This is a genomic window from Cellulomonas hominis (genome assembly GCF_901521055.1).
Taxonomy (GTDB): Bacteria; Actinomycetota; Actinomycetes; order Actinomycetales; family Cellulomonadaceae; genus Cellulomonas; species Cellulomonas endometrii.
In genome coordinates, this window is record NZ_CABEGA010000042.1 from 26,679 (window position 1) to 36,974 (window position 10,296).

Here is a 10,296-nt window from a genome sequence, read left to right on the forward strand (position 1 = left end):
CGACCAGGAGAAGAATGTCCCACCCGCACCCTGACCTCGCCCTGCCGCCCGCCCTGCCCGAGGGCGGTCTGCGGATCGTGGCCCTCGGTGGCCTCGGCGAGGTCGGCCGCAACATGGCCGTCCTCGAGTACGACGGCCGGCTGCTCATCATCGACTGCGGCGTCCTGTTCCCCGAGGACCACCAGCCCGGCGTCGACCTGATCCTGCCGGACTTCGACTACATCGCCGACCGCATGGCCGACATCGACGGCATCGTGCTCACCCACGGGCACGAGGACCACATCGGCGCCGTCCCGTACCTGCTTCGCCTGCGCAAGGACATCCCGCTGATCGGCTCGCAGCTGACGCTCGCGTTCGTCGAGGCGAAGCTCAAGGAGCACCGGATCACCCCGCTGACCCTCGCGGTGAAGGAGGGGCAGACCGAGCAGGTCGGCGCCTTCTCGTGCGAGTTCGTCGCGGTGAACCACTCGATCCCGGACGCCCTGGCCGTGGCCGTGACCACGCCCGCCGGCACCGTGCTGCACACCGGCGACTTCAAGATGGACCAGCTGCCGCTGGACGGCCGCATCACCGACCTGCGCGCGTTCGCCCGCCTGGGCGAGAAGGGCGTCGACCTGTTCATGGTCGACTCCACCAACGCCGAGGTGCCCGGCTTCGTCGCCCCGGAGCGGGACATCGGCCCGGTGCTCGACGGGGTGTTCGCGACGTCCGCGCGCAAGATCGTCGTCGCGTCGTTCTCCTCGCACGTGCACCGCGTGCAGCAGGTCCTGGACGCCGCCGCCGCGCACGACCGCAAGGTGGCGCTCGTCGGCCGGTCGATGGTGCGCAACATGACGATCGCCGCGGAGCTCGGCTACCTCAAGGTGCCCGAGGGCGTGCTGGTCGACCAGAAGCGCATGGGGGACATCCGGGACGACGAGCTCGTGCTGATGTGCACCGGCTCCCAGGGCGAGCCCATGGCTGCGCTGTCCCGGATCGCCAACAACGACCACAAGATCTCGGTCGGCCTGGGCGACACCGTGATCCTCGCGTCGTCGCTCATCCCGGGGAACGAGAACGCCGTCTACCGCGTCATCAACGGCCTGACCCGGCTCGGCGCGCGCGTCGTGCACGGCGGCAACGCCAAGGTGCACGTCTCCGGCCACGCCAGCGCCGGCGAGCTCCTGTACTGCTACAACATCCTCAAGCCGCGCAACGTCATGCCGGTGCACGGCGAGGTCCGGCACCTCGTCGCGAACGGCGCGCTCGCCGTGAAGTCCGGCGTGCCGGCCGACCGCGTGGTGCTCGCCGAGGACGGCGTGGTCGTCGACCTGGTCGACGGGCGGGCCAGCGTCGTCGGCGCCGTGCCGTGCGGGTACGTGTTCGTCGACGGCTCCAGCGTCGGCGGCATCACCGAGGCCGACCTCAAGGACCGCCGGATCCTCGGCGACGAGGGCTTCATCTCGATCTTCGTGGTCGTCAGCAGCACCGACGGCAAGGTCCTGGCCTCCCCGCAGATCCACGCGCGCGGGTTCGCCGAGGACACCGCGGTGTTCGAGGACATCCTCCCCGAGGTCGTCGCCGCGCTCGAGGACGCCACCCGCGGCGGGGCCGTCGACACGCACCAGCTCCAGCAGGTCGTGCGCCGCGTCGTCGGCCGCTGGGTGTCGAACCGCCTGCGCCGCCGGCCGATGATCATCCCGGTGGTCGTGGAGGCCTGAGCCCCGCGCGACCCCGGCGCCCCGGCCCGGCCCCGCACGCCCCGGCGCGTGCGCGGCCGGGCCGTCGTCGTCCGTGCCGCGCGCGAGGTCGTCACTCGCGCACGAGGTCGTCACGCAGGACGGACGACCTCGGGCCGATGTGACGACCTCGGGGACCGGTCACGCGACCTCCGCGCCGCGGAACGCCGCCAGGCGCGCGTGCTCGGCGGCGACCGCCTCCTGGAGCCCGGCGTCCCACGGGACCCACGGGTCCAGCTCCAGGGCGAGCCGCCGGCCGCGCGCTCGCGGGCGCCACGTGCCGACGACGTCCCCGTCGGCGAGCACCGCGCCGGGCCGGCCGAGCACGGGCCACAGCGCCTTGTGCCGGTCCGGGTCGGTGACCAGCACGTGCCGGTCGCGGGCCTGCAGGAACAGGTCGTACGGGCCGAGCAGCCGGACGACCGGCTCGTCCCCGCCGCGGGCGGCGTCCTGCAGCGCGGGCAGGTCGCCGGCGAGCACCGCGACCTCGGAGCCGTCGAGCTCGACCGGGACCGCGTCGGCCGGCCACCTGCGCCGGACGTCCGCGGGCGGGGCGTCGAGGAACGCGGCCGCGTGCTTCGGGTCGGTCGGCCCCAGCAGGTGCAGCACGCCCCGGACGAGGTCGAACCTCCCGTCCGCGTCCGGTGCCTCGTCGGCCGGGCGCTCGACGACGCCGACCTGCCGCGCGGGGAACCGCGGCGCGCGGCGCAGCACCGGGGGAGACGTGTCGGGCTCCAGCTCGAGCCCGCCGTGCAGCGCGGCCAGCCGGAACGGCATCTCCCACATGTGCGTGACCCCGCACGACCGGCACCAGCGCAGGTACGGGTCCGGCAGCTCGCGGGTCATCCGGGTGGAGACGCCGCCCTTGTCGAGCGGCTCGTCGACGACCTCACGCATGGTCCGTGCCACGCGCGCCAGGGCGTCGAGCGGGCGCAGGTCCGCGGCGCGCAGCGGCTTCGCGGCGTCGTAGATCCGCTTGCCCGCGTCGGCGTCGGAGTACGGCCGCACCGCGCGCTGCACGGCGGGCAGGTCCGCCCGGCGGTAGGCGTGCGGGGCGCCCCGGACCGTCCAGGCGAGCGCGAGCGCGTCGTCCCACGCGTGCGCGGCGACGGGCACCCCGCGCAGCGCGAGCGCCCACAGCGCGCCGTCCGGGCCGGTGTCCTGCACCCCGAGGTCGAGCACGGCGGCGTCGGTGACGGCGCGGGCCGGGTCGACCGGGCGGTCGAGCTGCTGCACGCGCAGCCGGTGCCGGCGGACCTGGGCCGCGGTGACGACGGGGTTCCCCATGCGGCCCACCGTGCCACCGCGCACCGACACCGCGCTACGGCGTGGGCGCCGCCCCGAGCAGGGCGGGTCCGGCCGCCCGCAGCGCGGAGGTGTACCGGGCGGCGCGCTCGTCCGGGGTGCCGGGCAGGAGGCCGTGCAGCTCCAGCTCGACGAGCCCGTGCACGAGCGCCCAGAGCGTGAGCGCGGGCTCGCGGGCGTCGCCGGCGCGGCCGGACCCGGCCAGGAGCGCGGCGACGGCGTCGTGCAGCGCGCCGAACGTCAAGGAGTCCACGGCGGCCTCCCGCTCCGGGTCCTGGGCGCCCGCGCCCGCCGTGCTGAACATGACGCGGTAGAACTCCGGCTCGGCGAGCGCGTGCTCCCGGTACGCCAGGCCGAGCGCGAGCAGGTCGGCACCGGGGTCCCCGCCGCGCGGCGCGGCGTCGAGCCGGGCGGCGAACCGGGCGAACGCCTCGTCGCCGACCGCGTGGACCAGGGCGTCGCGCCCGCCGAACAGCGAGTACACCGCGGAGGCCGACGTGCCGGCGCGCGCCGCGACGTCCCGGACGGTGACGCCGGAGACCCCCCGCTCGGAGATGGCGGTGGAGGTGACCGCGAGCAGGCGCCGGCGCAGCGCCTCGTCGTGCAGCCGTGGACGTGCCATGCGGGGGAGTCTAGGGGCTTGACGGTGGTTCTCGAACGATGTTCCATAACAATGTTCGCGAACGCGAGGGGGTCGCCATGATCGAGCTCACGGACGCCGCACGCGTCACCGCCGGGGTGGTCGCCCTGACGATCGTCGCCATGGAGTCCGGCGGCTGGTTCCTGCTGCGCGTCGTCACCGGGCGGGAGCCGGCGACCGACCTGCAGCGCTCGTTCTACCGGGCGGGCCACGCCCACGCCGGGGTGCTCGTCACGCTCGGCCTGGTGTGCCTGCTGCTCGGGGAGGCGACGGACCTCACGGGCCTGTGGCGCTGGCTCGCGCAGACCGGCGTGCTCGTCGGGGCGGTCGCGCTGCCGGCCGGGTTCTTCCTGTCCGCCGCGGGCCGGGGCCGCACCCGGCCGAACCGCGCGGTGGTGCTGCTGCCCGTCGGGGCGGTCGCCGTCGCCGCGGGCGTGGTGACGCTGGGCGTCGGGCTCCTGACCGCCTGAGCCGCGCCGCCCTGCGCAGGGCCGGTGTGACGCCCGGCACCGACACGCGACCGCGGCGGGGCAGATCCGCGGGTCGCGGGGGCTCGGCGACTACCGTGAGGATCATGGCCGCCCGTCCGTCCTCCACCGCCACCCGTGCGGCGACGCCCTCCCGCTGCGGATCGTGCGCGGCATCTGGATGGGCGGCGCGCACGTGATCGGCGGTGCCGCCCGCAAGGTCGGGCACGGCGCCCGCGACCTCGACCCCGCCCTGCGCCGCGACGGCGCCGCGTTCTTCCTGCTCGCGCTGGCGATCGTCGTGGCGGCGCGCGAGTGGTGGGGCCTGGACGGCATGGCGGGCGACGCGGTGCACGTGGTGGTCGCCGGGACGTTCGGCCGGGTCGCCGTCGCGGTGCCCCTCGCCCTGGTCGCCGTGGCCGTGCGGCTCATGCGGCACCCCGAGCAGAACCAGGCGAACTCGCGGATCGGCATCGGCCTGACCGCCATCACGCTCGCCGCGTGCGGGCTGGTGCACGTGCAGCAGGACCTGCCGGCCCCCGCGAACGGCTTCGAGGCGGTCCGTGACGCGGGCGGCATCGTCGGGTACCTGGTCGGCACGCCGCTGGTCAGCCTGGTCACCGCGTGGGCGGCCGTCCCGCTGCTGGTGCTGCTCGCGTTCTTCGGGCTGCTCGTCGTGACGGCGACCCCCGTCAACCAGATCGGCCCGCGCCTGCGCGGCGTGTACGACCGGCTCACCGGGAACCACCGCGACGAGGAGCCCGAGGACGAGGACGCCCCGCTCGTCATCAACGCCGGCCACACCGCGGTCGAGGAGCCCCCGGCCAAGCCGCGGCGCTCGCTGCTGGGCCGCCGGAAGAAGGACCGCACCGAGGAGGAGCTCGAGGCCGACCGGCTCGAGGGCTACGCCGGTGACGAGGCCTTCGAGCGCGCCGCCTTCGTCGAGCGCGAGCGCCGCCGCCGCGAGGAGGAGGACGCCACCGCGGTCCTCGACCCGGACGACGTGGCCCCCGACGTCGACGCCGACGCACCGCGCCCGCCCACCGCGCCGACGCAGGCGGTCACGGCCGTCGGTGCGGCGGGGGAGGCGGCGCGCCCGGAGCTCGTCGCACCGCCGACCACCGGCGTCCCGCGCGGCGAGCAGCCGGTGCTGGGCGGCGACGTCCTCTACACGCTCCCGTCGGAGGACGCCCTGGCCAAGGGCGCGCCGCACAAAGTCCGGTCCGCTGCGAACGACCGCGTGGTCGAGGCGCTCACCAGCGTGCTCGAGCAGTTCGAGATCGACGCGCAGGTCACCGGCTTCACGCGCGGCCCCACGGTCACGCGGTACGAGGTCGAGCTCGGCAAGGGCATCAAGGTCGAGCGGGTCACCGCGCTGTCGAAGAACATCGCCTACGCGGTGGCGAGCGCCGACGTCCGCATCCTGTCGCCGATCCCCGGCAAGTCCGCCATCGGCATCGAGATCCCGAACACCGACCGCGAGACCGTCTCGCTCGGCGACGTGCTGCGGTCCAGCGCCGCCCGCCGCACCGAGCACCCCATGGTCATCGGCGTGGGCAAGGACGTCGAGGGCGGGTACGTCACCGCGAACCTCGCGAAGATGCCGCACCTCCTGGTCGCCGGTGCGACGGGCGCGGGCAAGTCCTCCTTCGTGAACTCGATGATCGTCTCGGTGCTGATGCGCGCCACGCCGGACCAGGTGCGCATGGTGCTCGTCGACCCCAAGCGCGTCGAGCTCACGATCTACGAGGGCATCCCGCACCTCATCACCCCGATCATCACCAACCCCAAGAAGGCCGCCGAGGCCCTGGAGTGGGTGGTCCGGGAGATGGAGGCGCGGTACGACGACCTCGCGATGTTCGGCTTCAAGCACATCGACGACTTCAACGTCGCCGTGAAGGCCGGCAAGGTGAAGCCGCTGCCCGGCTCGGAGCGGAAGATCGCGCCGTACCCGTACCTGCTGGTCATCGTCGACGAGCTCGCGGACCTCATGATGGTCGCCCCGCGCGACGTCGAGGCGTCGATCCAGCGCATCACCCAGCTCGCGCGCGCCGCCGGCATCCACCTGGTGCTCGCCACGCAGCGGCCCTCCGTGGACGTCGTCACCGGTCTGATCAAGGCCAACGTGCCGTCCCGCCTGGCCTTCGCGACGTCGTCGCTCACCGACTCCCGCGTGGTGCTCGACCAGCCCGGCGCCGAGAAGCTGATCGGCCAGGGCGACGCGCTGTTCCTGCCGATGGGCGCCGCGAAGCCGATGCGCACGCAGGGCGCCTGGGTGTCGGAGAGCGAGATCCACGCGGTCGTCGCCCACGTCAAGACGCAGCTCAAGCCGGTCTACCGCGAGGACGTCGCGGTCGTCGCCGCCAAGAAGCAGGTCGACGAGGACATCGGCGACGACCTGGACCTGCTGCTGCAGGCCGCGGAGCTCGTCGTGACGACGCAGTTCGGCTCCACGTCGATGCTGCAGCGCAAGCTGCGGGTCGGGTTCGCGAAGGCCGGGCGCCTGATGGACCTGCTGGAGTCCCGCGAGATCGTCGGCCCCTCCGAGGGGTCGAAGGCCCGCGAGGTGCTGATCACGCCCGACGACCTGCCCGGGACGCTCGCGATGCTCCGCGGCGAGCCGGAGCCCGCGGCCCCGGGCAGCGGCGGCGGGGCTGCCGCGGACGACCGGTACGCCGCGCCCGAGGGCCGGATGCCGGGGGAGCCGCCGGAGGCCGTCGACTACTTCGACGACGCCGACGACCTGCGCTGACGCCCGCCGGCGCGGTCCCGCGCACCGCCTGCCCGTAGGCTGTGGGGGTGAGCCGCCCATCGCCGATGAACGTCGCGAACCTCGTGACGGTGCTGCGCATCGCCGTGGTGCCGTTCTTCGCCTGGGCGCTGCTGATCGAGGGTGGCGACGACGTGGCCTGGCGGCTGGTCGCGACGGGCATCTTCGCCCTCGCGGCGGCGACCGACCGGCTCGACGGCTACCTGGCCCGGCGGCTCGGCCTGGTCACGGACCTCGGGAAGCTGCTGGACCCGATCGCCGACAAGGCCCTGATCGGCACGGCGCTCGTGGGGCTGTCGCTGCTCGGCGACCTCAGCTGGTGGGTGACCGGGGCGATCCTGGTGCGCGAGATCGGCATCACGATCATGCGGTTCTTCCTGTTGCGGTACCTGGTCCTGCCGGCCTCGCGCGGCGGCAAGATCAAGACCGTGCTGCAGTCCCTCGCCGTCGGGCTGTTCCTGCTGCCGCTCGACCACCTGCCGGTGGCCGTCCTCGTCGTGGCGAGCGTGCTCATGGGCGCCGCCGTGGTCGTCACCCTCGTGACGGGCCTGGACTACGTGCGGACCGCCGTGCGGGTGCACCGCGAGCACGTCGCTGGGACCGCGGCGCCGGTGCCGTCGCCGCGGTGACGGAGGCCGGTGCGGGGAGCGTCGCGGCGGAGCTGCTGACGGCGCTGGAGGACCGCGGCTGGACCGTCGCGACCGCCGAGTCGCTCACCGGCGGGCTCGTGGCCGCCACCCTGGTCGACGTCCCCGGGGCGTCCCGCTCCCTGCGCGGGGGCGTCGTCGCCTACGCCACCGACGTGAAGGGCTCCGTGCTGGGGGTCGACGCGGGGCTGCTCGCCGAGCACGGCGCGGTGCACCCGGAGGTCGCCCGGCAGCTCGCGGAGCGGGTGCGCGGCGTCATGGGCGCCGACGTCGGCCTGGGGACCACCGGGGTCGCCGGCCCGGACCCTCAGGACGGTCGGCCGCCGGGCACGGTGCACGTCGCCGTCGCGACACCCGCCGGCACCGTCGTGCGGACCCTCGCGCTCACGGGCGACCGGGCGGCGATCCGCACCGCGACCTGCGCGGCCGTGCTGCGCGAGGCGCTGGTGGCCGTGCGCGGCGACCACGACGGCGGCGCCCCGGGAACACGGCGGGACCCCGGCGCGTTGGGAAGATCGTGATGAACAGCAGGCCGTCCACCCGTCCAGGCGCTGCCCGTCGGGGCAGCGACATGTACGGTGGGAGCCTCCCCGAGCGGGGCCACAAGGGTGCCGCACTCGTCCGGACCGTCCCTGCGGGCGGACCGGCCGTGCGGCAGGAGCAGGATCGGGACTCGAGAGGGGGACGCCAGATGGTCGTATTGCGCCGAGAGATCGGTGACGTGCTGCGGGATGCCCGCCAGCGGCAGGGTCGCACCCTGCGCGAGGTGTCCTCCGCCGCCCGCGTGTCGCTGGGCTACCTCAGCGAGGTCGAGCGCGGTCAGAAGGAGGCGTCGTCGGAGCTGCTCGCGAGCATCTGCGACGCGCTGAACACGCCGATGTCGCTCGTCCTCCGTGAGGTCAGCGACCGCATCGCGGTGGCCGAGGGGCTGCTGATCCCGGACACGGTCCCGGTCGACCTCGCGTCGGCCCTCACCGGCCCGGACAGCGCCTGGAACCGCCGTCGCCCGGAGCTCACCCCGATCGGCTGATCCGCTCGCCGGTCCCACCCGAGCACCGTCCACGCCCGGTCGTGCCCGCCCTCGCCGGCGGAGCAGGCCGGGCGTCGGCGTGCCCGGGGACGGACGGTGGCCACGCCCGCCGGCGACCGGCGCCGACGCCGGTCAGGCGGGGGGAGCGCCCGCCGGCGGCCGTTGGCAGACGCCGCAGAAGTACGCCGGCCGTTCCGTGGGCGGCGTCCCCGCGAGGCCCCGCCGGATCGGCGCGCCGCACCGGCGGCACGGCTCGCGCAGCCGCCCGTGCACCCACGTCGTGCGGCCGCGGTACGTCTCCCCGGTGGTCGAGGGCGTGGACGTGCCCACCGACCGGAGCATGATCGCCCGGGCGACGCGGAGCAGCCGCCCCGGGTCGGGGACCTCGTCGGCCGGCGTCCACGGCCAGATCCGCTCCAGGAACAGCGAGTCGGCCATGTAGATGGTGCCGATGCCCGCGACGACCGTCTGGTCCAGCAGCACCTCGCACACCGGGGTCGCGCCGCGGGCGGCCCACCGGCGCAGCGCCTCCGGCAGCCCGGCGGTCTCGAAGTCGTCCGCGAGCAGGTCGGGTCCGAGGTGCCCGACGAGCGTGTGCTCGTCCCGGGTGGGCACCACGTCCAGCATCCCGATCAGCTCGCCGACCGCCGTCCAGGTGCTGTTGGCCAGCACCGCCCGGACCGCCGGGTTGGCGGCGCGGGCACCGGGGGAGCCGGTGCGGGCGATCCGCCAGGACCCGTCCATCCGCAGGTGGGTGTGCAGCGTCCGGCCGTCGTCGAACCGGGTAAGCAGGTGCTTGCCGTAGGACGCCGTGCCGAGCACGGTCCGGCCGACCAGGTCGACGGTGGCGGCCGTCGGCCAGCGCAGGTCCGCGCGGACCAGCTCCCGGCCGGCGAGCGCCTGGTCCAGGCGGGTGGCGGTGCGCCGCAGGATGTCGCCCTCAGGCACCGGCGGTCACCGAGCACCCCGCAGCCGCATGCCCCGTGGTGTCGGGGCGAACCCGACCAGGGTGAGCGCCCGGCCCAGCGCGGTCGTCTCCACGCCGCCGGACAGCAGCTCCTCACCGTCCCCGCGCACCAGCGTCACGCGCCCGAGCCGCCCCTCCCGCACCGCGTCGGCGAGCCGGTCGGCGGCGAGGCGCAGGACGGTCTCGTCGTCGCTGAACGTGAGCACGGTCCGTCCGCCCCGCTCCAGGTAGAGCGCGAGCTCGCCGTCGACGAGCACCACGACCGACCCGGCCTTCCGTCCGGGGCGGTGACCGGTGGGGGCGTCGACGCGCACCGGCCAGCCGAGCGCGGCGCCGTACGGGTTGGCGGGGTCGGTCGCGGCGAGCAGCACCACCGAGCGGTCGGCGTCCGCGGGCACGGACTGCTCCGCGATCCGCTCGAGCTGTCGGGCGTCGGCGCGCAGCTGGTCCACCGCCCCGGGCAGGGCGAACTGGGAGCCGCCGAGGTGCTCCACGAAGTACCCGCGCCGCACCTGCCCCGCCTGCTCCAGCGCCGCGAGCACCCGGTACACGGCCGCGAACTGGTTCGAGACGCCCTCGGCTGGCGCCACCGCCCGGGTGAGGACGCCGTGCCGGTCGAGCAGCTGCGCGGCGAGGGCGTGCGCGCGGCGCGTCGGATCGGGCTCGCGAGCGGACAGCACCGACCAGCGCCCGCCCGCCTCGCCGCCGACCGCCACCCCTCCGGCGGCGCCCAGCCCGGCCCCACCCCGCCC

General features: G+C 75.3%; 10 protein-coding genes. 6 read left to right on the forward strand and 4 right to left on the reverse strand.

All coding sequences use genetic code 11. The features are described from left to right. Positions 1 to 14 precede the first annotated feature (14 nt). Entirely contained in the window at positions 15 to 1,700 is a 1,686-nt protein-coding gene (locus KJP73_RS12160; RefSeq protein ID WP_213283124.1) for a ribonuclease J, read from the forward strand. Between the two features lie 159 nt (positions 1,701 to 1,859). On the opposite strand, the gene KJP73_RS12165 is transcribed toward KJP73_RS12160, so the two are convergent. Together KJP73_RS12165 and KJP73_RS12170 are read right to left on the reverse strand one after the other, a co-directional pair. Continuing rightward, positions 1,860 to 3,005 carry a DNA glycosylase AlkZ-like family protein gene (locus tag KJP73_RS12165; RefSeq protein ID WP_213283125.1) on the reverse strand — a complete coding sequence of 382 codons (1,146 nt, stop codon included), beginning with the start codon at positions 3,003 to 3,005 and terminating at the stop codon, positions 1,860 to 1,862. A gap of 34 nt (positions 3,006 to 3,039) precedes the next feature. Continuing rightward, positions 3,040 to 3,645 carry a TetR/AcrR family transcriptional regulator gene (locus tag KJP73_RS12170; protein ID WP_213283126.1) on the reverse strand — a complete coding sequence of 202 codons (606 nt, stop codon included), beginning with the start codon at positions 3,643 to 3,645 and terminating at the stop codon, positions 3,040 to 3,042. A 77-nt stretch (positions 3,646 to 3,722) separates the two neighbouring features. Between KJP73_RS12170 and KJP73_RS12175 the strand changes: the two genes are divergently transcribed. The 5 genes from KJP73_RS12175 (at position 3,723) to KJP73_RS12195 (ending at position 8,577) form a co-directional block, all read left to right on the forward strand. Then, positions 3,723 to 4,133 carry a hypothetical protein gene (locus KJP73_RS12175; RefSeq protein ID WP_213283127.1) on the forward strand — a complete coding sequence of 137 codons (411 nt, stop codon included), beginning with the start codon at positions 3,723 to 3,725 and terminating at the stop codon, positions 4,131 to 4,133. 160 nt (positions 4,134 to 4,293) lie between these two features. Beyond that, a complete protein-coding gene (locus KJP73_RS12180) occupies positions 4,294 to 6,882 on the forward strand; it encodes a DNA translocase FtsK 4TM domain-containing protein (protein ID WP_433995173.1) in 2,589 nt (862 codons plus the stop codon). Between the two features lie 65 nt (positions 6,883 to 6,947). Beyond that, positions 6,948 to 7,529 (forward strand): CDP-diacylglycerol--glycerol-3-phosphate 3-phosphatidyltransferase, encoded by a 582-nt coding sequence (gene pgsA, locus KJP73_RS12185; RefSeq protein ID WP_213283137.1) that lies wholly within the window; start codon positions 6,948 to 6,950, stop codon positions 7,527 to 7,529. After that, positions 7,526 to 8,068, forward strand: coding sequence for a CinA family protein (locus KJP73_RS12190; protein ID WP_213283128.1), 543 nt, complete (start codon positions 7,526 to 7,528; stop codon positions 8,066 to 8,068). Before pgsA ends, KJP73_RS12190 begins: the two co-directional genes overlap by 4 nt. 170 nt (positions 8,069 to 8,238) lie before the next feature. Beyond that, on the forward strand, positions 8,239 to 8,577 hold the full coding sequence (locus KJP73_RS12195) for a helix-turn-helix domain-containing protein (protein WP_213283129.1): 339 nt from the start codon (positions 8,239 to 8,241) through the stop codon (positions 8,575 to 8,577). A gap of 132 nt (positions 8,578 to 8,709) precedes the next feature. On the opposite strand, the gene KJP73_RS12200 is transcribed toward KJP73_RS12195, so the two are convergent. Both KJP73_RS12200 and KJP73_RS12205 read right to left on the reverse strand, forming a co-directional pair. Beyond that, positions 8,710 to 9,525, reverse strand: coding sequence for a DNA-formamidopyrimidine glycosylase family protein (locus KJP73_RS12200; protein ID WP_213283130.1), 816 nt, complete (start codon positions 9,523 to 9,525; stop codon positions 8,710 to 8,712). Positions 9,526 to 9,531: 6 nt separating this feature from the next. Further along, on the reverse strand, positions 9,532 to 10,296 hold a 765-nt coding region (locus KJP73_RS12205; RefSeq protein ID WP_433995172.1), incomplete at its 5' end, for an Lhr family helicase.